The sequence below is a fragment of the Streptomyces sp. OR43 genome (assembly GCF_008042275.1).
GTDB lineage: Bacteria > Actinomycetota > Actinomycetes > Streptomycetales > Streptomycetaceae > Streptomyces.
Map to the genome: position 1 here is coordinate 3,164,447 of NZ_RDBK01000043.1, position 26,970 is coordinate 3,191,416.

At 70.5% G+C, this 26,970-nt stretch carries 24 protein-coding genes; 16 read left to right on the forward strand and 8 right to left on the reverse strand.

What is annotated here, in order from left to right:
• Positions 1-276: 276 nt before the first annotated feature.
• The 4 genes from EAO72_RS33360 to EAO72_RS33380 all read left to right on the forward strand — a co-directional run bounded on the left by EAO72_RS33360 (position 277) and on the right by EAO72_RS33380 (position 4,495).
• Positions 277-1,239 (forward strand): tetratricopeptide repeat protein, encoded by a 963-nt coding sequence (locus EAO72_RS33360; protein WP_148020775.1) that lies wholly within the window; start codon positions 277-279, stop codon positions 1,237-1,239.
• Between the two features lie 599 nt (positions 1,240-1,838).
• On the forward strand, positions 1,839-2,486 hold the full coding sequence (locus EAO72_RS33370; protein ID WP_148020776.1) for a DUF6230 family protein: 648 nt from the start codon (positions 1,839-1,841) through the stop codon (positions 2,484-2,486).
• A gap of 97 nt (positions 2,487-2,583) precedes the next feature.
• Positions 2,584-3,201 carry a DUF6114 domain-containing protein gene (locus tag EAO72_RS33375; protein WP_148020777.1) on the forward strand — a complete coding sequence of 206 codons (618 nt, stop codon included), beginning with the start codon at positions 2,584-2,586 and terminating at the stop codon, positions 3,199-3,201.
• Positions 3,191-4,495, forward strand: a complete 1,305-nt coding sequence (locus EAO72_RS33380) for a hypothetical protein (protein ID WP_148020778.1) — start codon at positions 3,191-3,193, stop codon at positions 4,493-4,495. The genes EAO72_RS33375 and EAO72_RS33380 overlap by 11 nt, the downstream gene beginning before the upstream one ends.
• Before the next feature lie 91 nt (positions 4,496-4,586).
• On the opposite strand, the gene pyk is transcribed toward EAO72_RS33380, so the two are convergent.
• The 3 genes from pyk to pta form a co-directional block, all read right to left on the reverse strand.
• On the reverse strand, positions 4,587-6,017 hold the full coding sequence (gene pyk / locus EAO72_RS33385) for a pyruvate kinase (RefSeq protein WP_148020779.1): 1,431 nt from the start codon (positions 6,015-6,017) through the stop codon (positions 4,587-4,589).
• A 74-nt stretch (positions 6,018-6,091) separates the two neighbouring features.
• Positions 6,092-7,330, reverse strand: a complete 1,239-nt coding sequence (locus EAO72_RS33390) for an acetate kinase (RefSeq protein WP_148020780.1) — start codon at positions 7,328-7,330, stop codon at positions 6,092-6,094.
• Positions 7,327-9,408 (reverse strand): phosphate acetyltransferase, encoded by a 2,082-nt coding sequence (gene pta, locus EAO72_RS33395; RefSeq protein ID WP_148020781.1) that lies wholly within the window; start codon positions 9,406-9,408, stop codon positions 7,327-7,329. The genes EAO72_RS33390 and pta overlap by 4 nt, the downstream gene beginning before the upstream one ends.
• A gap of 286 nt (positions 9,409-9,694) precedes the next feature.
• Between pta and EAO72_RS33400 the strand changes: the two genes are divergently transcribed.
• Entirely contained in the window at positions 9,695-10,720 is a 1,026-nt protein-coding gene (locus tag EAO72_RS33400) for an ATP-dependent 6-phosphofructokinase (RefSeq protein WP_148020782.1), read from the forward strand.
• Positions 10,721-10,927: 207 nt separating this feature from the next.
• Here EAO72_RS33400 and EAO72_RS33405 read toward each other — a convergent pair whose 3' ends face one another.
• The gene (locus tag EAO72_RS33405) at positions 10,928-11,566 is read right to left on the reverse strand and encodes a TetR/AcrR family transcriptional regulator (RefSeq protein WP_148020783.1); all 639 of its coding nucleotides are present in this window, start codon (positions 11,564-11,566) and stop codon (positions 10,928-10,930) included.
• 89 nt (positions 11,567-11,655) lie between these two features.
• Between EAO72_RS33405 and EAO72_RS33410 the strand changes: the two genes are divergently transcribed.
• The 7 genes from EAO72_RS33410 to EAO72_RS33440 are packed head-to-tail and all read left to right on the forward strand — an operon-like array spanning position 11,656 to position 18,770.
• On the forward strand, positions 11,656-12,459 hold the full coding sequence (locus EAO72_RS33410; protein ID WP_148020784.1) for a 3'(2'),5'-bisphosphate nucleotidase CysQ: 804 nt from the start codon (positions 11,656-11,658) through the stop codon (positions 12,457-12,459).
• Positions 12,456-13,361 (forward strand): sulfate adenylyltransferase subunit CysD, encoded by a 906-nt coding sequence (cysD, locus tag EAO72_RS33415; RefSeq protein ID WP_148020785.1) that lies wholly within the window; start codon positions 12,456-12,458, stop codon positions 13,359-13,361. Before EAO72_RS33410 ends, cysD begins: the two co-directional genes overlap by 4 nt.
• Positions 13,361-15,262 carry a sulfate adenylyltransferase subunit CysN gene (gene cysN, locus EAO72_RS33420; protein ID WP_148020786.1) on the forward strand — a complete coding sequence of 634 codons (1,902 nt, stop codon included), beginning with the start codon at positions 13,361-13,363 and terminating at the stop codon, positions 15,260-15,262. The genes cysD and cysN overlap by 1 nt, the downstream gene beginning before the upstream one ends.
• Positions 15,263-15,315: 53 nt before the next feature.
• The gene (locus EAO72_RS33425; protein ID WP_148020787.1) at positions 15,316-15,696 is read left to right on the forward strand and encodes a nuclear transport factor 2 family protein; all 381 of its coding nucleotides are present in this window, start codon (positions 15,316-15,318) and stop codon (positions 15,694-15,696) included.
• Positions 15,693-16,487, forward strand: coding sequence for an SDR family oxidoreductase (locus EAO72_RS33430; protein WP_148020788.1), 795 nt, complete (start codon positions 15,693-15,695; stop codon positions 16,485-16,487). Before EAO72_RS33425 ends, EAO72_RS33430 begins: the two co-directional genes overlap by 4 nt.
• Before the next feature lie 13 nt (positions 16,488-16,500).
• Positions 16,501-17,658 carry a sulfotransferase family protein gene (locus EAO72_RS33435; protein WP_148020789.1) on the forward strand — a complete coding sequence of 386 codons (1,158 nt, stop codon included), beginning with the start codon at positions 16,501-16,503 and terminating at the stop codon, positions 17,656-17,658.
• A gap of 41 nt (positions 17,659-17,699) precedes the next feature.
• Positions 17,700-18,770 carry a DUF1214 domain-containing protein gene (locus EAO72_RS33440; protein WP_148020790.1) on the forward strand — a complete coding sequence of 357 codons (1,071 nt, stop codon included), beginning with the start codon at positions 17,700-17,702 and terminating at the stop codon, positions 18,768-18,770.
• A 130-nt stretch (positions 18,771-18,900) separates the two neighbouring features.
• Here EAO72_RS33440 and EAO72_RS33445 read toward each other — a convergent pair whose 3' ends face one another.
• The 3 genes from EAO72_RS33445 to EAO72_RS33455 all read right to left on the reverse strand — a co-directional run bounded on the left by EAO72_RS33445 (position 18,901) and on the right by EAO72_RS33455 (position 22,035).
• Positions 18,901-19,524: a helix-turn-helix domain-containing protein gene (locus tag EAO72_RS33445; protein ID WP_148022188.1), complete on the reverse strand. Its 624-nt coding sequence runs from the start codon at positions 19,522-19,524 to the stop codon at positions 18,901-18,903.
• A 175-nt stretch (positions 19,525-19,699) separates the two neighbouring features.
• Positions 19,700-20,374, reverse strand: coding sequence for a response regulator (locus EAO72_RS33450; RefSeq protein ID WP_148020791.1), 675 nt, complete (start codon positions 20,372-20,374; stop codon positions 19,700-19,702).
• The gene (locus tag EAO72_RS33455) at positions 20,371-22,035 is read right to left on the reverse strand and encodes a sensor histidine kinase (RefSeq protein ID WP_148020792.1); all 1,665 of its coding nucleotides are present in this window, start codon (positions 22,033-22,035) and stop codon (positions 20,371-20,373) included. The genes EAO72_RS33450 and EAO72_RS33455 overlap by 4 nt, the downstream gene beginning before the upstream one ends.
• 130 nt (positions 22,036-22,165) lie before the next feature.
• Here EAO72_RS33455 and EAO72_RS33460 point away from each other — a divergent pair, with 130 nt between their 5' ends.
• The 3 genes from EAO72_RS33460 (at position 22,166) to trxA (ending at position 24,391) form a co-directional block, all read left to right on the forward strand.
• Positions 22,166-23,527, forward strand: a complete 1,362-nt coding sequence (locus EAO72_RS33460; RefSeq protein ID WP_148020793.1) for a cation:dicarboxylate symporter family transporter — start codon at positions 22,166-22,168, stop codon at positions 23,525-23,527.
• Positions 23,528-23,633: 106 nt separating this feature from the next.
• Positions 23,634-24,050 carry a MerR family transcriptional regulator gene (locus EAO72_RS33465; RefSeq protein ID WP_148020794.1) on the forward strand — a complete coding sequence of 139 codons (417 nt, stop codon included), beginning with the start codon at positions 23,634-23,636 and terminating at the stop codon, positions 24,048-24,050.
• A complete protein-coding gene (trxA, locus tag EAO72_RS33470) occupies positions 24,047-24,391 on the forward strand; it encodes a thioredoxin (protein WP_148020795.1) in 345 nt (114 codons plus the stop codon). Before EAO72_RS33465 ends, trxA begins: the two co-directional genes overlap by 4 nt.
• 74 nt (positions 24,392-24,465) lie before the next feature.
• Here trxA and glgB read toward each other — a convergent pair whose 3' ends face one another.
• A complete protein-coding gene (gene glgB, locus EAO72_RS33475) occupies positions 24,466-26,811 on the reverse strand; it encodes a 1,4-alpha-glucan branching enzyme (protein ID WP_261991828.1) in 2,346 nt (781 codons plus the stop codon).
• 33 nt (positions 26,812-26,844) lie between these two features.
• On the opposite strand from glgB, the gene EAO72_RS44190 reads away from it, so the two are divergent.
• A partial coding sequence (locus EAO72_RS44190; protein WP_410090554.1) for a hypothetical protein occupies positions 26,845-26,970 on the forward strand: 126 nt, incomplete at its 3' end.

The following is a 26,970-nucleotide window of genomic DNA, read 5'->3' on the forward strand; positions in this document are numbered from 1 at the left end:
GATCACCGAACACTCTTGTGCATCGAGGGCGGGGGCCAGTTACGCTACGGGTCGTAGCGTAAGAACGACGGTCCTGCCGTCGTGGCGCTGCGAACGAGCTACAGCCACAGGCGCCGGGTGGGGACCGGGCGCCGAACCGGGCCTTTCAGGGGTCCTCGGACCGTGTCTGTCCGTGCACCTCGCACACCGGCGGGGGCAGCGGACGGACGCGGTTCCCGTATCGCTTTCCGGAACGGTGTGCCGAGGGGGGAGGATGTACGTATGCAGCCTAGGAACATGTCCATGAGCGGCGTCGTCGACCTCGCCGCGGTGAAGGCGGCCGGTGAGGCCAAGGTGAAGGCGGAGCAGGCCCGTGCCGAGTCCGCCCGGCAGGGCGGCCCCGCAGCCGTGCCCCCGTCCTCCCTCGTGATCGACGTCGATGAGGCGGGCTTCGAGAACGACGTCCTCCAGCGCTCCGCCGAGGTCCCGGTCGTCATCGACTTCTGGGCCGAGTGGTGCGAGCCGTGCAAGCAGCTGGGCCCGCTCCTGGAGCGCCTGGCCCACGAGTACAACGGCCGGTTCGTCCTGGCCAAGGTCGACGTCGACGCCAACCAGATGCTGATGCAGCAGTTCGGGATCCAGGGGATCCCGGCCGTCTTCGCCGTCGTCGCCGGACAGGCGCTGCCCCTCTTCCAGGGCGCGGCCCCCGAGTCCCAGATCCGCGAGACGCTCGACCAGCTGATCCAGGTCGGCGAGGAGCGGTTCGGCCTCACCGGTATCGCGGTCGACCGGGACGCGGCGGGCCCGGAGGTGGCCGCCCAGGCCCCCGAGGCCCCGGCGGGACCGTACGACGCGCTGCTTGAGGCGGCCGCGCAGGCGCTGGACGCGAATGACTTCGCCGGCGCCGTCCAGGCGTACAAGAACGTCCTGTCCGACGACCCTGCCAACAGCGAGGCCAAGTTGGGCCTCGCGCAGGCGGAACTGCTGGGCCGCGTCCAGGAGATGGACCCGAACCAGGTCCGCAAGGACGCCGCCGAGAACCCGGGGGACGCGGACGCGCAGATCGCCGCGGCCGACCTGGATCTGGTCGGCGGTCATGTCGAGGACGCGTTCGGGCGCCTCGTCGAGACGGTCCGCCGCAATTTCGGCGACGACCGGGACCGCGTACGGGTCCGTCTCCTGGAGCTCTTCGAGGTGATCGGCCCCGACGATCCGCGCGTCGGCGCCGCGCGCACCGCCCTCGCGCGCGTCTTGTTCTGATCTGACAACCCGGCCGTGGCCCCCGATGGGGGTCACGGCCGTTTTCGCGTTCAGGCGCTAAAAGACCCCTCCGCTTTACCAAATCTTGATAAAAGGACACCCTGTTACTCGCAGTAAATCGATCATTGCGATGTGTCCGTTTTCGCTCACCAATGGTGGCTTTCGTCTGCCGGGTCGGGGCAACCCTGTGTGGCCGCTCGGTGCCGCCCGGTCGTGGGTCGGTTATCGGGCCGTTACTAGTGAGTAACGAACCCCCTTGTGTCACGGCCGCGAATGGACCACGATCGGCCACGCTCGGTCCAATAACGCCAGTCCGGCTGCCAGTCGGTGCGGCGGCTCCGTTGGGTCCCCACCGAGTGGATCGGCGGCAGTGGCGCCGATTCCGGACAGGGGGGTTCCTGCTGACCGGCAGGGCCTGTCCGAAACAGGTTGCGCGAACGCGTGGCCAGTGGTTGTCGCTCGGGGGTGATCGCCGGTGATTCGGGCGCGGTTCAAGCCCCGTCCGCAGGCGCTCTCCTTCCCGAGGACGTAGCACTTCTCCCATCCCAGGTCGGGCAGGATGCCAGGCCGGAGATGTACGTCCGAGAAGGAGGAAAAGTATGAGTTCCCAGGTTCGCGGTGGCACGAGATGGAAGCGTTTCGCTGTCGTCATGGTGCCGAGCGTCATAGCCACCGCCGCGGTGGGTGTCGGCCTGGCACAGGGCGCGCTCGCCGCGTCGTTCAGCGTGTCCGGCCAGGAGTTCAAGGTCAGCGCGGATGAGCTGGTCGGCCAGAACTTCGTCCAGTACGGCAGTGTCGCGACGGGCAAGGACCTCAAGGGCAAGGACCAGGCGGCTCCGGTCGCCGTGTCCGGGTTCAGCGAGGCCACCATCACGAACATGTGCCAGTCGGTCGTCACGCCCGACCTGCCGTTCGGCCTCGGCAGCATCACGCTGCAGCTGAACGCCGGTACCGGCAAGGACAAGGTCTACGCCAAGGACCTGTACCTCGACGTGTCGCAGCTCGACGCGGACGCCGAGTTCAAGAACATCGACATCGGTGTGGCTGCCGGTTCGCTGAAGAAGGACCGGCCCGGGAGCATCGGCATCCAGCCCGGCACCCAGGCCAACCCGTACGGGTTCTCGCAGCGTGCCGACGAGGCCAAGCTGTCGGACGTTCGTCAGCAGGCGTGGGCCACCACGGCAGGAACGTTCAAGCTTCCCGACCTGTCGCTGAAGCTCCACAAGGGCGTCAAGGAGTGCTACTAAGCACTCGCCCGGGTGGCCGGGGTACGCGTCGCAGCGGACCCCGGCCGCCCACCCTTCTCTTTCTCACAGCAGTACCGGTTCCAGGGAGCTGTTTTCCATGAGCCCCGAATCCCAAGGGCAGAACGAGCACTACCTCAGCGTCTACCGGCGGAACTTCCGCACCTGGCGGGGTAACCGGCCGTTCTGGGCGGGCCTGTTCACCATGCTGGGCGGTGTACCCATCGCGTACTTCCCGTACGCGAACATGCACCTCGGCAACATGACGCTGGCCATGTCCACCACCGCGGGCGCCGGATCGCTCATCATCGGGGTCCTGCTCGTCACGCTGGGCCTGACGATGTGGTTCCACAGCATCGTCCGCGTGTTCGCCGGCGTCGCGGCGATCCTGCTGGCGCTGATCTCCATACCCGTCGCCAACATCGGCGGCTTCCTCATCGGCTTCCTGTTCGCCCTGCTCGGTGGCGCGCTCTCCGTGTCCTGGGCCCCGGGCGAGCCGAAGACGGACCAGGCCGAGCCGGACCAGGGCCTCCTCGGCGAGGCGGAGGAGCCGGAGCTGCTCGGCGCGGAAGCACCGGACGGCTTCCCCTTCGCGAAGGACCCGCACGCCCCGGTCCATCCGGAGGGCGCGTTCCACGGGATGGGCGTCCCGGAGCAGCAGCCGGCTCCGTACGACACGACAGTCGAGGCCGACGGCGGGAGGCATCGTGCGGGGTGACGACAGGCAGGTGAACGCCCTGGGCGAGGGCGGGCTCGACGAGCGACGAGGGCCGCGGCACGCCGCGCCCAGGAAGTCGCTGCTGACGAAGCTGCACATGCCCTCCGGCAAGAAGGCGTTCGCGCTCGCCGCGATGCCGACGGCCGTCTTCGTSGGGRTGGGACTCACCCCCAAGCTCGCGATGGCCGACGACAGCACGGACATCCCGTTCGCCCCCGGCCCCTGTGTGACCCGCTCCGACGAGCCGAGCGAGTCGGCGGAGCCCTCGCCCTCGGCGTCGAAGACGCCGTCCCCGTCGGCCTCCGAGAGCGGCAAGCCCGCGCCGGACACGAGCGACGAGGCGACCCCGGAGCCCACGGCCACCCCGTCGGCGTCGGCGAGTGCCACGGACGACGCGCCGGCCGGTACGGCGAAGACGAGCGCCGACGCGCCGGCCGCCACGGCGAGCCCGAGTCCCACCCCCACGAAGTCGACGAACCCGCTCGACCCGCTGGGCCTCGGCGACGCGCTCAAGGACCTCTTCGACGGACCGGACAAGGAGACGGCGAGCCCGTCCCCCAGCGCCACCACGGCGACCCCGGAGCCCTCGAAGTCCGCCACCGCGGAGCCCACGGAGAAGGCCGCCGACCAGCCCGTCGAGAAGGCCACGGACGCGGCGAAGGACACGGTCGACAAGACCGCCGACGCCATCCGTGACGCGGCGGACAAGGCCGGCAAGCCGGTCGAGGAGCTCGACGAGGACGTCAAGGGTCTCGACCCGAAGGCGGACGAGGACATACCGGACGGCGCCAAGCCCGCCTTCCCGTGTCCGACCGCCGACCCCGAGGCCCTGGCCGCGGCAGATCTGGAGCAGGGCATCCCCCGCCTCCCGAACGAGCCGTGGGTCCTGGAGAGTTCGCTGCTGACGCTGGCCGGGCTCGACTACAAGGGCATCGTGGAGGTGGAGAAGGGCGACGGCAGCACGAAGAAGGTGCTGAAGTTCACCGCCTCCTCCATCGACATCAAGGACCTCCACCAGCTGACCGTCGGCCCGATGCCGGGCGTGACGGGCCATGTGAAGGCGCGGAAGGGCTCCACGTCCACCATCCGCGACGGCGAGGTGACGATGTACACGGACGAGCTGAAGGGCAACCTCTTCGGTCTCATCCCGATCACCTTCAGCCCTCAGACCCCGCCGCCGCTGAACGTGCCGTTCGCGTTCTTCACCAACGTGAAGCTGAAGCAGGCGGGCCAGTTCGGCGGGACGCTGAAGGTGCCCGGTCTGCAGAACTACTTCACCCAGGACGGCGCCTGACACACCCCGGACCCGTTCGGGAGCCGCACAACGACGGTGGGCCGCATCCCTCTCGGGATGCGGCCCACCGTCATGTCCGGGGCGGACGCCGTCAGTCGCGGCTCTGGCCGCCCACGTGGTGCACGCGCACCATGTTGGTCGTGCCGGGGATGCCGGGAGGCGAGCCGGCCGTGATGACCATCGTGTCGCCGTTGCTGTAGCGGTCCAGCTTCAGCAGCTCCGCGTCGACCAGGTCCACCATCGCGTCCGTGGTGTCCACGTGCGGGACCACGTAGGCCTCGACGCCCCAGCTGAGGGCCAGCTGGTTGCGGGTCGACTCGTCCGTGGTGAAGGCCAGGATGGGCTGGGCCGCGCGGTAGCGGGAGAGGCGGCGGGCGGTGTCGCCGGACTTGGTGAAGGCGACCAGGGCCTCACCGTTCAGGAAGTCCGCGATCTCGCAGGCCGCGCGGGCCACCGAACCGCCCTGGGTGCGGGGCTTCTTGCCCGGCACCAGCGGCTGGAGGCCCTTGGAGAGCAGCTCCTCCTCGGCGGCGACGACGATCTTCGACATCGTCTTGACCGTCTCGATCGGGTACGCGCCGACCGAGGACTCCGCGGACAGCATGACCGCGTCCGCGCCGTCCAGGATCGCGTTGGCGACGTCGGACGCCTCGGCGCGGGTCGGGCGCGAGTTGGTGATCATCGACTCCATCATCTGGGTCGCCACGATCACCGGCTTGGCGTTGCGCCGGCAGAGCTCCACGAGGCGCTTCTGCACCATCGGGACCTTCTCCAGCGGGTACTCGACGGCGAGGTCGCCACGGGCGACCATCACACCGTCGAACGCCGCGACGACGCCCTCCATGTTCTCGACGGCCTGCGGCTTCTCGACCTTGGCGATGACGGGGACCCGGCGGCCCTCCTCGTCCATGATCTTGTGGACGTCCTTGACGTCGCTCGCGTCCCGCACGAAGGAGAGCGCGACCAGGTCGCAGCCCATCTTCAGGGCGAAGCGCAGGTCGTCGATGTCCTTCTCGGACAGGGCCGGGACGTTGACCGCCGCACCCGGCAGGTTGATCCCCTTGTGGTCGGAGATCACCCCGCCCTCGATGACGATGGTGTGGACGCGGGGGCCGTCCACGGAGACGACCTTGAGCTCGACGTTGCCGTCGTTGATCAGGATCGGGTCGCCCTTGGTGACGTCGCCGGGCAGACCCTTGTAGGTCGTGCCGCAGATCGACTTGTCCCCGGGGACGTCCTCGGCGGTGATGACGAACTCGTCCCCGCGGACCAGTTCGACCGGACCCTCGGCGAACTTCGCGAGGCGGATCTTCGGGCCCTGGAGGTCGGCGAGCACGCCGACCGCCCGCCCGGTCTCGGCGGCGGCCTTGCGGACCCGGTCGTAACGACCTTGGTGCTCCGCGTGGGAACCGTGACTGAAGTTGAATCGGGCCACGCTCATGCCGGCCTCGATCAGAGCGACGAGCTGCTCATGGGAGTCGACGGCGGGACCGAGGGTGCAGACGATTTTGGAACGGCGCATGAGGCGGATCCTATCGGTTTGTTTCGCTGCGGAATATTCCGTCTGGTGGAAGATACAAAGGGGCGCGGGGGTGCTCAGTTGTCGACCAGTGCGAAGGTCTGGCCGGCGATCTCCAGCTCTTCGTCCGTCGGCACCACGGCGACCGCGACCCGTGCGTAGTCCGGCGAGATCAGCCGGGGTTCGCCGGACCGTACGGCGTTGAGATCCGCGTCCACCACGAGGCCGAGCTCCTCCAGACCCGCGATGGCAGCCTCGCGTACGGGAGCCGAGTTCTCACCGACCCCCGCCGTGAACACCACGGCGTCCACCCGGCCGAGGACCGCCGAATAGGCGCCGATGTACTTCTTCAGCCGGTGCACGTAGATGTCGAAGGCGAGCGCCGCCCGCTCGTCGCCCTCGTCGACCCGGCGCCTGATCTCCCGCATGTCGTTGTCCCCGCAGAGGCCGACCAGACCGCTCTTCTTGTTGAGAAGTTCATCGATCTCGTCGGCCGACATGCCCGCCACCCGCTTGAGGTGGAACGTGACCGCCGGATCGATGTCTCCGGAACGCGTACCCATGACCAGCCCTTCCAAGGGGGTCAGTCCCATCGAGGTCTCCACGCACCGGCCGCCCGCCACCGCCGAGGCGGACGCGCCGTTGCCCAGGTGCAGCACGATGACGTTGACGTCCTCCGGTGCGCTGCCCAGCAGCTCGGCCGCCTTGCGGGAGACGTACGCGTGCGAGGTGCCGTGGAATCCGTAGCGGCGGATCCGGTGGGCGTCCGCCGTCTCCACGTCGATCGCGTACCGCGCCGCGTACTCCGGCATCGTCGTGTGGAACGCGGTGTCGAAGACCGCCACCTGCGGCAGATCGGGGCGCAGCGCCTGGGCCGTACGGATACCGGTGATGTTCGCCGGGTTGTGCAGCGGCGCCACCGGCACCAGGCGCTCGATCTCCTTCAGTACCTCGTCCGTGATCACGGTCGGCTCGGTGAAGCGCAGCCCGCCGTGCACCACCCGGTGGCCGATCGCGGCGAGTTCGGGGGAGTCCAGCCCGAGTCCGTCGGCGGCCAGCTCCTCGGCGGCGGCCTTGAGGGCCGCGTCGTGGTCGGCGATCCGGCCGGTGCGCTCACGGCTTTCGCCACCGCTGCCGGCCAACGGGGTGTGGACGAGGCGGGATGTCTCCTCGCCGATCCGCTCGACCAGCCCGGACGCGAGCCGGGTGTGGTCGCGCATGTCGAGGAGCTGGTACTTCACGGAGGAGGAGCCGGAGTTGAGGACGAGTACCCGGCTCGCCCCGGGGGTGGTGGCTGCGGTGTTCGGGGTGGTCATGCGGGTCGCTCCTCGCCCTGTGCCTGGATCGCCGTAATGGCCACGGTATTGACGATGTCCTGGACGAGCGCGCCCCTGGACAGGTCGTTGACGGGCTTGCGCAGTCCCTGGAGGACCGGTCCGACGGCCACGGCGCCCGCCGAGCGCTGCACCGCCTTGTACGTGTTGTTGCCGGTGTTCAGGTCCGGGAAGATCAGGACCGTCGCCTGGCCCGCCACCTCGGAGCCGGGCAGCTTCGTCGCGGCGACGCTCGGCTCGACCGCGGCGTCGTACTGGATGGGGCCCTCGATCATCAGGTCCGGCCGGCTCGCGCGCACCCGGTCCGTCGCCTCGCGGACCTTGTCGACGTCGGCGCCCGACCCCGACGTGCCCGTCGAGTACGAGAGCATCGCGATCCGGGGCTCCACGCCGAAGCGGGCGGCGGTGACCGCGGACTGCACGGCGATGTCCGCGAGCTGCTCCGCGTTCGGGTCCGGGTTGACCGCGCAGTCGCCGTACACCAGGACCTTGTCGGCGAGGCACATGAAGAACACCGACGAGACGATCGAGGCATCGGGCTTGGTCTTGATGATCTCGAAGGCCGGCCGGATCGTCGCCGCCGTGGAGTGCACGGCTCCGGAGACCATGCCGTCCGCGAGCCCCTCCTGGACCATCAGGGTGCCGAAGTAGTTGACGTCCGAGACGACGTCGTACGCGAGCTCGACCGTCACGCCGCGGTGGGCGCGCAGCTGTGCGTACCGCTCCGCGAAGGTCTGGCGCAGTTCGGAGTTCTGCGGGTCGATCAGCTGGGTGCTCGCCAGGTCGATACCGAGGTCGGCGGCCTTCTTGCGGATCACGTCGGGGTCGCCCAGCAGGGTGAGGTCGCAGACGTCGCGCCGCATCAGTACGTCGGCGGCGCGCAGCACCCGTTCCTCGGTGCCCTCCGGCAGCACCACCCGACGGCGGTCCGCGCGGGCCTGCTCCAGCAGTTCGTGCTCGAACATCATCGGCGTGACCCGGCCGCTGCGGGCGACCGAGATCCGGTCGAGGAGCGCGGCCGTGTCGACATGTCGCTCGAAGAGTCCCAGGGCGGTCTCGGCCTTGCGCGGCGTCGCCGCGTTCAGCTTGCCCTCCAGGGCGAAGAGCTCCCCGGCCGTGGGGAAGGAGCCGCCGGCCACCGAGACGACCGGGGTGCCGGGCGCGAGGCGCGCGGCCAGCGTGAGTATCTCCTCGCCCGGCCGCTCGTTCAGCGTCAGCAGCACGCCCGCGATGGGTGGTGTCCCGGCGCTGTGCGCGGCGAGCGAGCCGACCACCAGGTCCGAGCGGTCCCCGGGCGTCACCACCATGCAGCCCGGCGTCAGCGCCTTCAGCAGGTTCGGCAGCATCGCGCCGCCGAACACGAAGTCCAGCGCGTCCCGGGCGAGCCCGGCGTCGTCGCCGAGCAGCACCGTGCCGTCCAGTGCCGCGGTGATCTGCGCGACTGTCGGCGCCGAGAGGGCCGGGTCGTCGGGCAGCACGGAGCAGGGCACCGGCAGCGTGGCCGAGAGCCGCTCCGCGATCACCTCGCGGTCCGCGGAGGCCACCCGGTTCACGATCATCGCCAGCACGTCGCAGCCCAGGCCGGCGTACGCGCGGTAGGCGTTGCGCGTCTCGGCCCGCACGGACTCCGCGTCCTGGTCCTGGCCGCCGACCACCGCGATCACCGAGGCGCCGAACTCGTTGGCCAGGCGGGCGTTCAGGGCCAGCTCGTCGGGGAGCTGGGTGGCGGCGAAGTCGGTGCCGAGGACGAGGACGACCTCGTAGTCCGCCGCCACCCGGTGGAAGCGCTCGACGAGCCGGGAGACGAGCTCGTCGGTACCCTGCTCCGCCTGGATCGCGGAGGCCGCGTGGTAGTCGAGACCGTAGACGGTCCCCGGGTCCTGGGAGAGCCGGTAGCGGGCCCGCAGCAGCTCGAACAGCCGGTCGGGGTCGTCGTGGACCAGGGGCCGGAACACCCCGACCCGGTCCACCTGACGCGTCAGGAGCTCCATGACTCCCAGATCGACGACCTGACGGCCGTCTCCCCGGTCGATCCCGGTCACGTACACGCTGCGCGTCACGCGTGCTCTCCCGTCATCTCTTGTCCGGTATGTTGTCCGGTTCGAGTGGTATCGCCTGTTTGACGATACCTGCGGGGACCGAGAGGCCGCCCGCCGGGCGAAAGTCCCTGGTCGCAGCCGTCGTAGCCACCGCGGGAGCTGCTCCGGCCGCCCATGGAGCAGCCGAAAGCGCGGGGTGCGGACGTGACGTGGGACAATCGTCGTGACTCACGGTACGGGGGATCATGCCGTTGCCCCCGGCCCGTACGGCATACGACGGGCCCCAGCGAGCAGGAGATACAGCACGATGCGCATCGGAGTTCTCACCGCAGGCGGCGACTGCCCAGGCCTGAACGCAGTGATCCGCTCGGTCGTGCACCGTGCCGTAGTGGGTCACGGCGATGAGGTCATCGGCTTCGAGGACGGCTTCAAGGGCCTCCTCGACGGTCACTTCCGCCCCCTCGACCTCAACGCGGTGAGCGGCATCCTCGCCCGCGGCGGCACCATCCTCGGCTCCGCCCGCCTGGAGCGCGACCGGCTGCGCGAAGCGGCGGAGAACTGTGCCGAGCTGAGCCGCCGTTACGGCATGGACGCGCTGATCCCGATCGGCGGCGAGGGCACCCTCACGGCCGCCCGGATGCTGTCCGACGCGGGCATGCCCGTCGTCGGCGTCCCGAAGACCATCGACAACGACATCTCGGCCACCGACCGCACCTTCGGCTTCGACACCGCGGTGGGCGTCGCGACCGAGGCCATAGACCGGCTGAAGACCACGGCCGAGTCCCACCAGCGCGTCATGGTGGTCGAGGTGATGGGCCGGCACGCGGGCTGGATCGCACTGGAGTCCGGCATGGCCGGCGGCGCGCACGGCATCTGCCTGCCCGAGCGGAAGTTCCAGGTCGAAGACCTCGTCAAGATGGTCGAGGAGCGCTTCGCGCGCGGCAAGAAGTTCGCGGTCATCTGCGTCGCCGAGGGCGCGCACCCGGCCGAGGGCTCCATGCCGTACGCCAAGGGCGAGATCGACCAGTTCGGCCATGAGCGCTTCCAGGGCATCGGCAACCGCCTCGCCGTCGAGCTGGAGACCCGCCTCGGCAAGGAGGCCCGGCCGGTCATCCTCGGCCACGTCCAGCGCGGCGGCACGCCGACCGCGTACGACAGGGTGCTCGCCACCCGCTTCGGCTGGCACGCGGTGGAGGCGGCGCACCGGGGCGACTTCGGGCGGATGACGGCCCTGCGCGGCAACGACATCGAGATGGTGCCGCTGGCCGACGCGGTCACCCAGCTCAAGACCGTGCCCGTGGCCCGCATGCACGAGGCCGAGTCGGTCTTCTGACCGGTGGCTGTACCGGCGCCTGTACGGGTGCCGGTGTGCGGGGCGAGTGGCGGACCGACGGGTCCCGATCGCCCCGCACGGAACGCCTGGCACCCCGGAACGCCTGGCACCCCGGAACGCCCGGTCGCCGCGCGCGGAACCCCGGAACGCCCGGAACGCCTGATCCCGGCTCCCCGCCCCAGGTCCCGGGAGCCGGGCGGCCGCCGGTCAGCCCGGCTGATCCGTCGTCGAGCCCGGTGCGGTGATACCCCGGGTGATCGCCTCCGCGGCGAAATGGATGAGGTCCGACTGGTCGAGGTGCGGGGCCCAGTTGTTGACCAGCGTCTCGGAGACGCCGATCAGTCCCGCCACCACGAACCGCAGGAGCGGGGCATCGTCCCGGAGGCGGCGGCCCTCCTGTGACGCCGCCTCGATGACCGCCGCGTGGAGCGCCTCGTCGTAGAGCCGCGACGTATGGCGCAGCTCGACGACTGATGTGCGGTCGTAGCGGGCGTCTCCCTCGGTCGCGCTCCAGGTCGCGGTCAGCCGGCCCACCCGGCCCCATTGGCGGGCTGACTGCGGGATCACCGAGGCGATCAGTGCCGCGACGCCCCCGTCCCGGGGGAGTGCCTCGACGAAGGCCGTGGACTCGATCTGGCTCTCGATGAGCAGAGCGATGAAGATCTCCTCCTTGTCGGCGAAGTACTGGTAGATCAGCCCGGTGCTGGTGCCCGAACGCTGCGCCACCGACCGGATGGTGAGCGCGGTGTATCCGCCCTCGTCCAGCAACGCGGCCGCCGCGTCCAGCGTCATCCGGCGTCGCGCCTCCGGGTCGCCGTAGGCGGACTTCCTGCTCGATTCCTTCATGAGCTCACAGTATCCGTGGGAGAAAACAAGGAATGAACCTTGTTCAGAATGGATTGAACAACGTTCATTCTAGGGCTACAGTCCTGTCCATGACGAACCCAGCCGCCTCATCACCCCTGCTCTCCGCGTCTTCCGGGGCCACTTCCCGCCGCGCCGCCGACGGGCGGGCCGCGGCCGGGATCGCCGCCGCGGCCGGTGCTCTGCTGCTCGCGCACCGGGCGGACCGGGAACGCGCCGGGGCCGATCCCGCCGACATCCGCAAGGAGGGGGATCAGCTCTCGCACGACTACCTGGCCGCCACCCTCGGCGAGCGGTTCCCCGGTGACGCGGTGCTCTCCGAGGAGGGCGCCGACGACCGCGCCCGGCTGACGGCCGACCGGGTGTGGATCGTCGACCCGCTCGACGGCACACGCGAGTTCGGTGAGCCGGGCCGGTCCGACTGGGCCGTCCACGTCGCGCTCGTCGAGGCGGGGCGGCTGGTCGCCGGCGCGGTCGCGCTGCCCGGACTGGGCGTCACCTTCTCCACGGCGGACCCGGCCGCCCCGCTCTCCGCGCTGCCCGCCGTTCCCCGCGTGGTCGTCAGCCGCACCCGCCGGCCCGCGCCGGTGATGGCTATGGCCGAGGCGCTCGGTGCCGAACTGGTCGAGATGGGTTCGGCGGGCGCCAAGGCGATGGCCGTGGTGCGCGGCGAGGCCGATATCTACGCCCACTGCGGCGGCCAGTACGAGTGGGACTCCGCGGCCCCCGTCGCGGTCGCCCGCGCCGCCGGACTCCACGTGTCCCGGATCGACGGATCCGGACTCCACTACAACCAGGAGAACCCCTGGTTGCCCGACCTGCTGATCTGCCGTCCCGAACTGACCGATCGCGCACTGGGGGTACTCGGACGATGACACCCACCCTGACCCACCTCGAACGGCTCGAGGCCGAGAGCATGCACATCATGCGGGAGGCCGTCGCGGGGAGCGAGAACCCCGTGATGCTCTACTCGGTCGGCAAGGACAGCGCGGTGATGCTGCACCTCGCGCGGAAGGCGTTCTTCCCGTCCAGGCTGCCGTTCCCGTTGCTGCACGTCGACACCACGTGGAAGTTCCGCGAGATGTACGCCCTGCGCGACGAGACCGCCGCCGCCGGGGACCTGGACCTGCTGGTCCACAAGAACCCCGAATGCGTGGAGAAGTCGATCAACCCGTTCACCCACGGGTCGGCCACCCACACCGACATGTGGAAGACGGAGGGGCTCAAGCAGGCCCTGGACCTCCACAGGTTCGACGCCGCGTTCGGCGGCGCGCGCCGGGACGAGGAGAAGTCGCGGGCCAAGGAGCGCGTCTTCTCGATCCGTTCGCCCGGGCACCGGTGGGACCCGAAGCGGCAGCGCCCCGAACTGTGGCGGATGTACAACGCGCGGCGGTCGCCCGGCGAGAGCCTGCGCGTCTTCCCGCTGTCCAACTGGACCGAACTCGACGTCTGGGAGTACATCCGGCAGGAGCGGATACCGATCGTGCCGCTGTACTTCGCGGCGAAGCGGCCGGTCGTCGAACGCGACGGGGCGCTGATCATGGTCGACGACGAACGGATGCCGCTGCTGCCGGGGGAGGAACCCGAGCTCAGGAGCGTGCGGTTCCGGACGCTCGGCTGCTACCCGCTCACCGGGGCCGTCGAGAGCACCGCCGACTCCCTGACCGGGATCATCCAGGAAATGCTGCTGACCTCCACATCCGAGCGCCAGGGGCGCGTCATCGACCACGACAGCAGTGCGTCGATGGAGAAGAAGAAGCAGGAGGGCTACTTCTGATGACGCACTCGACCGATCTGATAGCCGGCGACATCGAGCAGTACCTGGAGCGGCACGCCCACAAGAGCATGCTCCGCTTCATCACCTGCGGCAGCGTCGACGACGGCAAGTCCACGCTCATCGGCCGGCTGCTCTACGAGTCGAAGCTGGTCTTCGAGGATCAGCTCACCGCACTGGAGGCCGACTCCCGCAAGGTGGGCACCCAGGGCGAGGGCCTCGACTTCGCGCTGCTGGTCGACGGGCTGGCCGCCGAGCGCGAACAGGGCATCACCATCGACGTCGCCTACCGCTACTTCTCCACCGAGCAGCGCAAGTTCGTCGTCGCCGACACCCCGGGCCACGAGCAGTACACCCGCAACATGGTCACCGGCGCCTCCACCGCGGACCTCGCGGTGATCCTGGTCGACGCCCGCAAGGGCGTGCTCACCCAGACCCGCCGGCACTCGTACTTGGTGTCGCTGCTGGGCATCCGCCATGTGGTGCTCGCGGTCAACAAGCTCGACCTGGTCGACTACGAGCAGGAGGTCTTCGAGCGGATCGTCGGCGAGTACGCCGGGTTCGCGAAGGAGACCGGGCTGACCGACGTCGTGGCCATCCCGATGTCGGCGTACCTCGGGGACAACCTCACCGAGCGCAGCGCCAACACCCCCTGGTACGAAGGCCCGACGCTCATGGGGCACCTGGAGACCGTGGAGATCGACGACGGCCTCCTCACCCGTCCGTTCCGGATGCCCGTGCAGTGGGTGAACCGGCCGGACCTCGACTTCCGCGGGTTCTCCGGACAGATCGTGAGCGGTGCGGTGCGGCCCGGCGACCGGGTGCGGGCCCTGCCGAGCGGCCGGGAGTCCTCGGTCGCCCGGATCGTCACCCGGGACGGCGACCTCACGGAGGCCGTGGCCGGTCAGTCCGTCACGATCACGCTGGCCGACGAGATCGACGTCAGCCGCGGGGACGTGCTCGCCGTCGCGGACGCCCTGCCCGGTGTCGCCGACCAGTTCGAGGCGCACCTGGTGTGGATGGGCGAGGACGAGATGCTGCCCGAGCGGCCGTATCTCTGCCGGATCGGCACCATGACGGTGCAGGCGCGGATCACCAGGCCCAAGCACAGGGTCAACGTCAACACGCTGGAGAAGGCGGCCGCGAACACCCTCGCGCTCAACGAGATCGGCGTCTGCAACATCAGCTTCGACCGCCCGGTGCCGTACGACGCGTACACCGCCAACCGGGACACCGGCGGCTTCGTCCTGATCGACCGGCTGACCAACAGCACGGTGGGCGCCGGCATGATCGCGCACGCGCTGCGCCGTTCGGACAACGTCCACTGGCAGGCCGTCGACGTCGACGAACGCGCGCGCACGGAGCTGATGGGACACGGCCCGCAGATCCTGTGGCTGACCGGGCTCTCCGGCTCCGGGAAGTCGACGATCGCGAACGAACTCGAGCGCCGGCTGCACGCCTTGGGCGCGCACACCTACCTTCTGGACGGCGACAACGTCCGCCACGGCCTCAACCGCGACCTCGGGTTCACCGACGCCGACCGGGTGGAGAACATCCGGCGCGTCACCGAGGTCGCCCGGCTGATGGCCGATGCGGGCCTGATCGTCATCGCCTCGTTCATCTCGCCCTTCCGCGCGGAACGGGAGGCGGCTCGCGAACTCATCGGGCCCGAGCAGTTCTGCGAGATCCACGTGGACACCCCCATCGCGGTCGCGGAGGAACGGGACCCCAAGGGGCTCTACCGGAAGGCCCGGCGCGGCGAGCTGCCGAACTTCACCGGAATCGACTCGCCCTACGAGCCACCCCGCTCGCCCGAGGTACGGATCGACACCACGTCCGCCTCCCCGGAGCAGGCGGCCGGCCGGATCGTCGACTTCCTCCGGGCACGCGGCGTCATCGCCTGACCGAGCGCACCACCCGCCCGCACCGCTGGTACCGCGTCAAGCCAAGGAGATCCATGCCCAGTCGGGACGAAATCCGCTCTGCCGTCGAGGCGTACGTGAAACACCTCGGGAACCACGACGTCGACGCCCTGCTCGCGCTGTTCGCCGAGGACGCCGTCCAGCACGAGCCACTCGGTGTCGCCAGCTATCGGGGCATCGACGAGATCCGGAGGTTCAGCACCGGCAACGCGAAGGTCGACTTCACGGTCAGTCTGCTCTCCCCGATCACCGTGACGGGCAGCTACGCCGCGATGCAGCTCCGCGTCGACCGCGCCGGGATGCCCGCGTTCGCGGCCACCGACCTGATCGAGTTCGACGACGCGTGCCGGATCGTCTCGCTCAGCGCGGTCATCGATCCCCAGGCACCGGCCGGTCCCGCGCAGGCGTCGGCATGACGCAGACCCGCATCCCGTTGCTGGAGGGAAAGGTCGTGCTGGTGTCGGGCGTCGGCCCCGGTCTCGGCCGGTCACTCGCCGTACGCAGCGCCCTGGCAGGAGCTCAGGTGGTACTCGCGGCCCGCACCCGGTCCAGGCTCGAAGCGGTGGCCGACGAGATCCGCGGCCTCGGCGGGCAGGCGGCGGTGGTGCCGGCCGATCTCACCGACGACGCGTCGGTCGAGAACCTCGCGGAGCAGGCGTGCGGCGCCTTCGGCCGGCTCGACTCGGTGATCCACAACGCGTTCGTCCAGCCCGCACAGGTCCGGCTCCTGGACGCCGAGCCGGACGACGTACGGCAGGGCCTGGAGATCAACCTGATGGCGGCGCTCAACCTCACCCGCCGGCTGGCGCCCGCGCTCGTCGCGTCACAGGGCTCGATCGTGATGATCAACTCGATGGTGCTCCGCAACCAGCTGCCGGGCTTCGGCGCCTACCGGATCATGAAGGCCGGTCTGCTGGCCCTCGCCCGGAGCCTGTCCGTGGACCTCGGGCCCCAAGGGGTGCGCGTGAACTCGGTCGCCCCCGGCTACATCTGGGCGGACTCCGTCAAGGCGTGGTTCGAACGCCGGGCGGGCGAGCGCGGCGTCGACCCGAGCGTGGTCTACGACGAGATCGCGGCCGGGGCCGACCTGCGCCGCCTCCCCGAACCCGACGACATCGCGAACACCGCGGTCTTCCTCGCCTCCGACCTCGCGCGGGCGATCACGGGCCAGTGCCTGGACGTCAACTGCGGGCACGCCCACCACTGAACTGGAGAGGGACATGACCACACAGGAATCCGCAACGGTCGGCACCGCCGACGAACTCCTCGCCCTCGCGGCCGACGCGACCGGGCTCACCGACTTCGGTGACTCACGTGACGACGGCTTCCGCGAAGGGCTGGACGTACTGATCTCCAGCCTCGACGGTGACTCACGGCTCACTCCGCACGGGGTGACGATCGCCCGGTCGCTGCTGACGAAGGCCCTGGCCGGCAGGGCGCGCAGCGAGGCGGCGTTCGCCCGGCACCCCGAGCACACCGAGGTCGTCATCGACCGCCCGGTCTTCGTCTGCGGTCTCATGCGCACGGGCAGCACCGCGCTGCACCGGCTGCTGTCCGCCGACCCCGCCCACCAGGGCGTCGAGACCTGGCTCGCCGAGGCACCCCAGCCCAGGCCCGCCCGTGCGGACTGGCCCGCGCATCCCGACTTCCAGCGCTCCCAGGCCCACTTCGCCGCCCGTCAGGCGGCGGAGGCGGAGCTGATGAAGGTCCACTTCATGGACGCCGACGAAGTCGAGGAGTGCTGGCAGCTGTTGCAGCAGTCGATGAGGTCGGTGGCCTTCGAGTGCATCTCGTACCTCCCGACGTACTCGAAGTGGCTCGCCGGACAGGACTGGACCGCCACGTACGCCCGGCACAAGCAGAACCTGCAGCTGATCGGCATGAACGACCCCGACAGGCGCTGGGTGCTCAAGAACCCCAGCCATGTCTTCGCGATCGACGAGATCATGCGGGTCTACCCGGACGCCCTGATCATCCGGACGCACCGCGCGCCGAGGACCGCGATGGCCTCGACCTGCAGCCTGGCCGAGCAGGGCAAGCACGACATGTCCGACGCGTACGACCGGGAGACCATCGGCCGCACCCAGCTCGCCCTGTGGTCGCGGGGGATCGAGCACTTCGAGACCGCCCGCCGCCGCTACGACCCCCGGCAGTTCCTCGACGTCGAGTACCAGGACTTCGTCACCGATCCGCTGGGCACCGTCGGCGGCATCTACGACCACTTCGGCCTGGAGTTCACCACACGGGCACGCGAGGCGATCGAGGCCTCGCACCGCAAGAGCCTGGGCGCCCACCGCCGCCCCGACCACCGGTACTCCCTCCAGGACTTCGGTCTGAGCGAGGCCGACGTCGACCAGGCCTTCGCGGCCCGCGCCTGACCCGGCGCCGTCACCCGACCGACCGACCGAAGGAGAAGACCGTGAACGCTGTGTGGGAGAAGTTCTGCTCCGACCTGCTCGACGCCGGGAACATCCTGCACGACGAGATCGTGCCGCAGGATCCGCTGACGCAGGCCGAGGGTGTCCGCTACCTGAGCCGTCTGCTGAGGTACGCGACGATCAACTGCGTCGAGTACACCGATCCGCGCTGGCCGAGCTTCACCTCGGCGCCCAACCCGAACATGAGGACCAAGATCGGGGCCGACAATCCCGACAACGTCTACCTGCGCGCCAACATCTCCGGCACGTACAGCTACCGGATCACCGGCACACGCGGCAACGTTCCGCTGTTGACGTTCGGATCGCGCGTCAACCGGTACCACATCGACGGCACCATGCTGCAGACCGGCGATCTGCACGGCCACGACCTCCCGGTCGACGAGCACGGCCGGTTCTCGTTCACCGCGAGCGTCGACAAGCCGGCGGACGGCGCCTGGCTGCCGCTCGCGCCGGACAGCAACCTCATCTCCGTACGGCAGACCTATCAGGACCGCGTCAACGAGACCGCCGCCGAGCTCTCCATCGAATGCCTGGACCCGGACGGCGAGTTCACCCCGCTGACCCCGGAGCAGATCGGCGCGCGCCTCACCGCGGCGGTCGGCAACGTGAGCGGCACCGCGAAGACCTTCCTGGAGTGGAGCCGCACGTTCCAGCCGCGGGCCAACGAAATCGTCGACTGGGGGCAGGACTTCTTCCAGAACGCCGGTGGCGATCCGACGATCTTCTACCTCCACGGGTACTGGAAGCTGGCCGAGGACGAGGTCTGGGTGATCGAGACCGAGGTACCGGACTGCGAGTACTTCAACTTCGTCCTGCAGAACTTCTGGGTGGAATCCCTCGACTACCACCGCACCACCGTCTACATCAACAACCACACGGCCAAGCTCAACGACGACGGCACCCTGACCATCGTGGTGGCCGCGAAGGACCCGGGCTACGGCAACTGGCTCGACACCGACGGACACCGCGAGGGCACCTTCGCGATGCGCTGGATCAAGGCCGACTCGCACCCGATCCCGACGTCCCGGGTCGTGAAGGCGCAGGACGCGTAGGGCCGAACTCCTCCGCACGGGAAGAAGGGCCTCGCCGACCGCCGGCGCAGCGACGGCGGCGAGGCCCCGTGAGGCCGGCCGCCTCATCCGCGCGCGCATCCCCGCCACCGTCCGACGAACCCGGTACGGCCTACGCCTGGGCCGTCTCCCAGAACCGGTCCACGATGCCCACGAGGTACGCCCGGCCGGCGTCCCCGGTGGCGCCCGACGGCTCCGTGCCCGTACTGCTCCAGCTGAGCGTGGACACCATCAGCGCCTGGTAGTCCGCGTGCAGCCGCTCCAGCGAGCTCTGGACCAGCGGACGGTCCAGGGGCGCGAGCTTCGCCACCGGCTTCACGTACGCCTGCCAGCGGGTCTTCACCGCGCTGCGCAGCAGCTCCGCCAGTTCCTCGTCGCGGCCGGAGACCGTCACGAACGCGGCGGGGCCGAGGCCCAGCGCCTCGCTGAGGGCGGCGGACTGGCGCTCGTTGCCCCGCCACCGGCCCGACTCCTCCATCCGGAGATACGCGGACGCGGAGATCCCCAGCTGCCCCGCCAGCTCCTCCGCGGTCATCTCCCGGGCGACCCGGTGCTCGCGCAGCGTCCGGGCGGCGGTGAGGAGTTCGCCCGGGGCGCACCACAACACACCTGCCAGGGCCGTGAGTTCGTACTCGGTCGGCCAGGCGAGTCCGCGCTCCCAGGCGGCGACCGTCTCGGCGCTGATCCGGAGGCCGTACTGGGCGCCGAGCCCGTAGGCGACATGGCCGGGAGCCATCCCCAGGGCCTCGCGCAGTCGGCGCGCGGCGGGGGCGTTGAAAGGCGGGGTGGGGTGCACGGCCCCACCGTAGGAGGTCAGAGACGGTATGACCACGGTGTGTTCACACGATGACCACAGCTCATAGGAACCTCCAGACGGCCGGGGGCCCCGTCCCGGGCCGCCGCGTACCCGTTCAGCGCCCCTCCGCCAGCCACCGGTAGTGCAGTTCCGGGCGTCCGATCTGTCCGTACTGTGGACTGCGCACCGCCCGCCCGGCGGTCACCAGGTGTTCCAGGTAGCGGCGCGCGGTGATGCGCGAGATCCCGAGCTCCACCCCGGCCGCCGCCGCAGTCACCCCGTCCGGGGCCGCCCGCAGCGCGCGGGTCACGGCCTCCAGCGTCGGGCTGCTGAGGCCCTTGGGTAGACGGGCGGGCTGCGGGGTCCGCAGGGTCGCCAGCGCACGGTCCACCTCGTCCTGGCCGCTCGCCTCACCGGCCGCCGCGCGGAACTCGGCGTACCGGACGAGCCGGTCGCGCAACGTGGCGAAGGTGAAGGGCTTCAGTACGTACTGCACGACGCCGAGCGACACGCCCTCACGGACCACGGCCAGATCGCGGGCCGAGGTCACCGCGATCACATCGGCCCCGTGCCCGGCCGCACGCAGCGCACGCAGCAGCTGCAGCCCGTGCCCGTCGGGGAGATACAGATCCAGGAGCAGGAGGTCGACCGGGACACGGTCCAGAGCCCGCACCGCCTCGGCCCTGGAGTGCGCCACGGCCGCCACCGTGAACCCCGGGACGCGGTCCACGTACAGCTGATGGGCGTCGGCGGCGACGGGGTCGTCCTCGACGACCAGTACCTGGATCACGGGGTCCTCTCCCCCTGCACGCCGCCGCCCCGCGCGAGCGGCAGCCGTACCGTGAACTCCGCGCCACCGTCCGGCCCCTGTTCCAGCACCACCGCACCGCCGTTGCGGTGCGCGGCCTGCCGCACGAGCGCCAGGCCGAGCCCGCGGCCCGCTCCGTGGGTCGACCAGCCGCGGCGGAACACCTCCGCGGCGTCGTCCGGTCCGACGCCCGCCCCGTTGTCGGCGACGCGCAGCAGGAGCTCCCCGTCGTCGGCGAGCGCGGTGACCGTGACGCGGGCGCGGGCCGGGCGCGGGCCCGTGCGCTGCGCGGGCACCCCGACGCCGGAGCCGGTCACCGCCTCCGACGCCGCGTCCACCGCGTTGTCGATCAGATTGCCGAGGATGGTCACCAGATCGCGCTGCGGCAGCGTCGCGGGCAGCGCCCCGTCGTCGATCAGGCTGTCGTCCGCCAGCACCAGCTCCACCCCGCGCTCGTTCGCCTGCGCGGCCTTGCCGAGCAGCAGCGCCGCCAGCACCGGTTCACCGACCGCGCCGACGACGCGGTCGGTGAGCGCCTGCGCCAGCTCCAGTTCCGCCGTGGCGAAGCCGACCGCCTCCTCCTCGCGGCCCAGCTCGATCAGCGAGACCACCGTGTGCAGCCGGTTCGCCGCCTCGTGCGCCTGCGAGCGCAGGGCCTGGGTGAACCCGCGCTCGGAGTCCAGCTCGCCGGACAGCGCCTGGAGCTCCGTGTGGTCGCGCAGCGTGACGACGGTGCCGCGCCGCTCCCCGCCCACCACCGGGCGGGTGTTGACCACGATCACCCGGTCCGCCGTCAGATGCACCTCGTCGACCCGCTCCTCGGAGGCGAGCAGCGCCCCGGTCAGCGGCGCGGGCAGATCGAGCTCGGCGACCCGGCGTCCGACCGTGCCCGGCGCCAGACCGAGCAGTTCGCGGCCCGCGTCGTTGATCAGGGCGATCCGGCGCTGCCCGTCGAGCATCAGCAGCCCCTCGCGCACCGCGTGCAGGGTGGCCTCGTGGTAGTCGTGCAGCCGGCTCAGCTCGGCGGCGTTCATCCCGTGGGTGTGCCGCCGCAGCCGGGCGTTGATCACGTACGTGCCCAGGCCGCCGAGCGCCAGCGCCGCACCCGCCGCGAGCCCCAGCGCGCCCAGTTGCGCCCGCACCTGCGAGGAGACCCGCTCGACCGTGATGCCCGCGCTGACGAGGCCGACGATCCTGCCGCCGTCCCGGATCGGTGTGACGACCCGTATCGAGGGGCCGAGCGTGCCGGTGTACGTCTCCGAGAACGTCTCGCCGCGCAGGGCCCGTGCGGTGTGCCCGAGGAAGCTCTCGCCGATCCGCTCGGTGTGCGGGTGCGTCCAGCGGACCCGGTGCGGATCCATGATGGTGACGAACGCGATCCCGGTGTCCTTGCGGACCTGCTCCGCGTACGGCTGGAGCACCGCCGACGGGTCCGGGGTACGGATCGCCTCCCGTACCGAGGGCGACCCCGCTATCGCCAGCGCGGCCGTCCGCACCTGCCGGGTCGCGGTCTCCTTGGCCTGGCCGCTGCCGGAGACGTACGCGAAGAAGGCGCACCCCGCCACCACGGCCGCGACCAGCACCACCTGCATGGCGAAGAGCTGGCCCGCCAGGCTGCGCGGGCGGGTACGGGGGAAGCGCATCTCCCCAGTCTGCCTGGCCGAAAACCTATGAACGAAATGCACACAAGGGTGACCGGCGTCACAAGGGGCGGGATAGTCACCGAGGCCCCCAGGGACGGGGGAGGGACAAGGACGAGCCGAGGAGACCCCCGTGGGAGTGGCCGCCGCCAAGCGGGACCGTACGAAATATCTGTATCTCGCCGTGATCGCGGCGGTGGGGCTCGGCATTCTCGTCGGCCTCGTCGCCCCGGACACCGCCGTCGAGCTCAAGCCGATCGGAACCGGCTTCGTCAACCTCATCAAGATGATGATCTCGCCGATCATCTTCTGCACGATCGTGCTGGGCGTCGGCTCCGTACGCAAGGCCGCCAAGGTCGGCGCCGTCGGCGGTCTGGCCCTCGGCTACTTCCTGGTGATGTCGACCGTCGCCCTGGCCATCGGCCTGGTCGTCGGCAACATCCTGGAGCCCGGCTCCAGCCTCCACCTCACCGAGGCGGCCCGCGCAGCGGGCGAGGCGCAGGCGGGGGACAGCGAGTCCACCGCGGACTTCCTGCTCGGCATCATCCCCACCACCATGGTGTCGGCCTTCACCGAGGGCGAGGTCCTCCAGACCCTGCTCATCGCGCTGCTCGCGGGCTTCGCGCTCCAGGCCCTGGGCTCGGCGGGCGAGCCCGTCCTGCGCGGCATCGGCCACATCCAGCGCCTGGTCTTCCGCATCCTCGCCATGATCATGTGGATGGCCCCGGTCGGCGCCTTCGGCGCGATGGCGGCCGTGGTCGGCGAGACCGGCGTGGACGCGCTGAAGTCGCTCGCGGTCATCATGATCGGCTTCTACGTCACCTGCGCGCTCTTCGTGTTCCTGATCCTGGGCACGATCCTGCGGCTGGTGGCCGGGGTCAACATCTTCGCCCTGCTGAAGTACCTGGGCCGGGAGTTCCTGCTCATCCTCTCCACCTCCTCGTCCGAGTCGGCCCTGCCGCGGCTGATCGCGAAGATGGAGCACATGGGCGTCAGCAAGCCCGTCGTCGGCATCACCGTGCCGACCGGCTACTCCTTCAACCTCGACGGCACGGCGATCTACCTCACGATGGCCTCGCTCTTCATCGCCAACGCGACGGGCGACCCGCTCAGCATCAGTGAGCAGATCTCGCTGCTGGTCTTCATGGTGATCGCCTCCAAGGGTGCCGCGGGCGTCACCGGCGCCGGACTCGCCACCCTCGCCGGCGGCCTCCAGTCGCACCGCCCCGAGCTGGTGGACGGGGTCGGCCTGATCGTCGGTATCGACCGCTTCATGAGCGAGGCCCGCGCCCTGACGAACTTCGCGGGCAACGCGGTGGCCACGGTGCTGGTCGGCACCTGGACCAAGGAGATCGACCGGGCACGGGTGGACCAGGTCCTCTCCGGGGCCCTGCCCTTCGACGAGACGATGCTCACGGACGAGGGCCACGCCGAACCGCACGTTCCCGAGGCCAGGGACGGCGGCGAGGAGCAGCCCTCGCTCACCAAGGTGTAACGCGACGCCGATGCGGCCGGTACGGGACTCCCGTACCGGCCGCATCCGTGTCTGCCGGTCCGTCCGGCCTTGCCTTGACGCCGACGTCAAGGATTACCGTCGGGGCATGCGAATCGGGGAACTGGCCGAACGCGCCGGTACGACGACACGGACGCTGCGGTACTACGAGTCACGGGGCCTGCTGCCCGCACGCCGGGCGGAGAACGGCTACCGCACCTACGACGAGGGCGACCTGCGGCTGATCCAGCAGATCCGGACCCTTCAGGACTTCGGGTTCGACCTGGAGGAGACCCGTCCGTTCGTCGACTGCCTACGCGCCGGTCATCCGGCGGGCGACTCCTGCCCGGCCTCGCTGGCCGTCTACCGGCGCAAGCTCGGCGAGCTGGACGCGCTCATCGGCCAGTTGCAGTCGGTTCGTACGGAAGTGGGCGCCCAGCTGGCCCGCGCCGAGATCGAGGCCTCCGCGGGTGTGCCCGGCGGTCCCGAACCACGTTGTGAACTGAATGGGGAGGACGGCAGATGATCCACGCAGAAGGTGTCGCGGAAGTCACCGACACGACGTTCGACGCGGAGGTGCTGGCCGGCGGTCTGCCGGTCCTGGTCGAATTCACCGCCGACTGGTGCGGCCCGTGCCGCCAGCTGGCCCCGGTGCTCAGCGCGATTGCCGCGGAGGAGGCCGGCCGGCTCAAGGTGGTGCAGATCGACGTGGACCACAACCCGGGGATCACGAGCCGCTACGCGGTGCTGTCGATGCCGACCCTGATGGTGTTCCAGGACGGCGAACCGGTGAAGTCGATGGTGGGGGCCCGCCCCAAGCGGCGGCTGCTCCAGGAACTGGAGGATGTCCTGCCGGCGGCGGTCTGACCCGCCCCGGGCACGCGGGGGCCCGCACCACCGGTGAGTGGTGCGGGCCCCGGACCCGTGGTGACGCCGCGAGGTCAGGCCGGCCGCAGCCACACCGTCGCCAGCGGCGGGAGCGTCAGCGTGATGCTGGTGTCCCGGCCGTGCGCCGCCACCGCCTCCGGCTTCAGCGGCTCCGCGTTGCGCACATCGCTGCCGCCGTACTGCAGTTCGTCCGTGTTCAGGACCTCCACCCAGGCCTCCGGCCCGTCCGGGACCCCGATGCGGTAGTCGTGCCGCACCACCGGGGAGAAGTGGGAGACGGCGATCAGCGGTGATCCGGCCGCGTCGTACCGGACGAACGCGAACGCGTTGTCCTCGGCGGCGCCGCCCTCGATCCAGCTGAAGCCCTCCGGCACGGTGTCGCGCTGCCACAGCGCGGGCGTCGCCCCGTACACGGTGTTGAGGTCGCTCACCAGGGTCCGTACGCCCCGGTGGTCGCTCTCCGCCGCGTACGACGGGTCGAGCAGCCACCAGTCGGGGCCGTGTCCCTCCGACCACTCCGCACCCTGGGCGAACTCCTGCCCCATGAAGAGGAGCTGCTTGCCGGGGTGGGCCCACATGAAGCCGAGATAGGCGCGGTGGTTGGCGCGCTGCTGCCACCAGTCGCCGGGCATCTTGCTGACCAGCGACCGCTTGCCGTGCACGACCTCGTCGTGCGAGATCGGCAGGACGTAGTTCTCGCTGTACGCGTACACCATCGAGAAGGTCATCTCGTTGTGGTGGTACTTGCGGTGCACCGGCTCCTTCGACACGTACTCCAGCGAGTCGTGCATCCAGCCCATGTTCCACTTCAGACCGAAGCCGAGACCGCCGAAGCCGCCGGGGCCCACGTGGTGGGTGGCGCGGGTGACGCCGTCCCAGGCGGTGGACTCCTCCGCGATCGTCACGACACCGGGGTTGCGGCGGTAGACCGTCGCGTTCATCTCCTGGAGGAAGGCCACGGCGTCCGGGTTCTCCCGCCCGCCGTGCTCGTTGGGGGACCACTGCCCGTCCTCGCGGGAGTAGTCGAGGTAGAGCATTGAGGCGACCGCGTCGACCCGCAGCCCGTCGATGTGGAACTCCTCGCACCAGTACGTGGCGTTGGAGACGAGGAAGTTGCGCACCTCGGTGCGGCCGTAGTCGAATTCGAGCGTGCCCCAGTCCGGGTGGGCGGCCCGCTGCGGATCCGCGTGCTCGTACAGCGGACGGCCGTCGAACTCGGCGAGCGCCCATTCGTCGCGCGGGAAGTGCGCGGGCACCCAGTCGATGATCACGCCGATCCCGGCGCCGTGCAGCGCGTCCACGAGGAAGCGGAAGTCGTCGGGCGAGCCCATCCGGGACGTCGGGGCGTAGAAGCCGGTGACCTGGTAGCCCCAGGAGCCTCCGAAGGGATGCTCGGAGACCGGCATCAGCTCGACATGGGTGAAGCCCAGATCGCGTACGTACGCCGGGAGTTGCTCCGCGAGCTGGCGGTAGGTGAGACCCGGGCGCCAGGACGGCAGATGCACCTCGTAGACCGAGAGCGGCGCCTCGTGCACGGGCACGTCCCCGCGATGGGCCATCCACTCCTGGTCCTGCCAGACGTGGTGCGCGGCCGTGACGACCGAGGCGTTGGACGGCGGGACCTCGGCGTGCCGGGCCATCGGGTCGGCGCGCAGCGTGTGCGAGCCGTCCGGGCGGCAGATGTCGAACTTGTACAGCGCGCCCTCGCCGATCGCCGGCAGGAACAGCTCCCAGACGCCGCTGGAGCCGAGTGAACGCATCGGGAACCCGGTGCCGTCCCAGTAGTTGAAGTCCCCGGCGACCCGGACCCCGCGGGCGTTGGGCGCCCACAGGGTGAACCGGGTCCCGGTGACGCCCTGGTGCTCCATCACCCGGGCACCGAGCGCGGTCCACAGCTCCTCGTGCCGGCCCTCGCCGATCAGATGCAGGTCGAGCTCGCCGAGCGCGGGCAGGAAGCGGTACGGATCGTGGATCTCGATCTCGTTGTCGTCGTAGGCGACCAGGAGCCGGTACTCGGGGACGGACGGCATCGGCAGGAGCCCGGAGAAGAACCCGTCGCCGTCGTCCAGCAGCTGGGCCCGCAGCCCCTTGGCGAGGACCGTGACGGAGCGGGCGAAGGGACGCAGCACCCGGAAGGTGACCCCGCCGCGGATCTGGTGGGCGCCGAGCAGCTCGTGCGGGGCGTGGTGCTCGCCCGACAGGAGGCGTGCCCGGTCGCCGTCGTCGAGCGCACCGGCGGGGCGGACGCCCTGCCCGCCCGCGCGGCGGGGCCGCGGCGGCGCCGCCCGCTTCGCCCGCTTGGCCGGTGGGGGCGCCGCCGGCGGCTCGGCGGCCGGTGCGTCCGCCTCCACCGGTGCGAGGGTTCCGGTGGCCGGGCACGCCTCCTGTCGGGCGAGCACCACGCCCCGCACGAGCTGCTCGGCGCCCACCAGATCCGCGGCGGGGTCACCTTCCGGGTGCTGCGTCCCTTCGCCCGCTCCGTCACGGTCCTCGCCAAGGGGCTGCGGGCCCAGCTGCTGGACGACGGCGACGGGTTCTTCTCCGGGCTCCTGCCGATG

What these genes read in the sequence shown, in the direction of transcription:
- cysN (WP_148020786.1), top strand. Translation starts at nt 13,361, where the DNA reads ATGACGCACTCGACCGATCTGATAGCCGGCGACATCGAGCAGTACCTG.
- EAO72_RS33360 (WP_148020775.1), top strand. Translation starts at nt 277, where the DNA reads ATGTCCATGAGCGGCGTCGTCGACCTCGCCGCGGTGAAGGCGGCCGGT.
- EAO72_RS33425 (WP_148020787.1), top strand. Translation starts at nt 15,316, where the DNA reads ATGCCCAGTCGGGACGAAATCCGCTCTGCCGTCGAGGCGTACGTGAAA.
- EAO72_RS33445 (WP_148022188.1), bottom strand. Translation starts at nt 19,524, where the DNA reads ATGGCTCCCGGCCATGTCGCCTACGGGCTCGGCGCCCAGTACGGCCTC.
- EAO72_RS33410 (WP_148020784.1), top strand. Translation starts at nt 11,656, where the DNA reads ATGACGAACCCAGCCGCCTCATCACCCCTGCTCTCCGCGTCTTCCGGG.
- EAO72_RS33400 (WP_148020782.1), top strand. Translation starts at nt 9,695, where the DNA reads ATGCGCATCGGAGTTCTCACCGCAGGCGGCGACTGCCCAGGCCTGAAC.
- EAO72_RS33435 (WP_148020789.1), top strand. Translation starts at nt 16,501, where the DNA reads ATGACCACACAGGAATCCGCAACGGTCGGCACCGCCGACGAACTCCTC.
- EAO72_RS33405 (WP_148020783.1), bottom strand. Translation starts at nt 11,566, where the DNA reads ATGAAGGAATCGAGCAGGAAGTCCGCCTACGGCGACCCGGAGGCGCGA.
- trxA (WP_148020795.1), top strand. Translation starts at nt 24,047, where the DNA reads ATGATCCACGCAGAAGGTGTCGCGGAAGTCACCGACACGACGTTCGAC.
- EAO72_RS33375 (WP_148020777.1), top strand. Translation starts at nt 2,584, where the DNA reads ATGAGCCCCGAATCCCAAGGGCAGAACGAGCACTACCTCAGCGTCTAC.
- pyk (WP_148020779.1), bottom strand. Translation starts at nt 6,017, where the DNA reads ATGCGCCGTTCCAAAATCGTCTGCACCCTCGGTCCCGCCGTCGACTCC.
- EAO72_RS33430 (WP_148020788.1), top strand. Translation starts at nt 15,693, where the DNA reads ATGACGCAGACCCGCATCCCGTTGCTGGAGGGAAAGGTCGTGCTGGTG.
- cysD (WP_148020785.1), top strand. Translation starts at nt 12,456, where the DNA reads ATGACACCCACCCTGACCCACCTCGAACGGCTCGAGGCCGAGAGCATG.
- EAO72_RS33465 (WP_148020794.1), top strand. Translation starts at nt 23,634, where the DNA reads ATGCGAATCGGGGAACTGGCCGAACGCGCCGGTACGACGACACGGACG.
- EAO72_RS33370 (WP_148020776.1), top strand. Translation starts at nt 1,839, where the DNA reads ATGAGTTCCCAGGTTCGCGGTGGCACGAGATGGAAGCGTTTCGCTGTC.
- EAO72_RS33455 (WP_148020792.1), bottom strand. Translation starts at nt 22,035, where the DNA reads ATGCGCTTCCCCCGTACCCGCCCGCGCAGCCTGGCGGGCCAGCTCTTC.
- EAO72_RS33390 (WP_148020780.1), bottom strand. Translation starts at nt 7,330, where the DNA reads ATGACCACCCCGAACACCGCAGCCACCACCCCCGGGGCGAGCCGGGTA.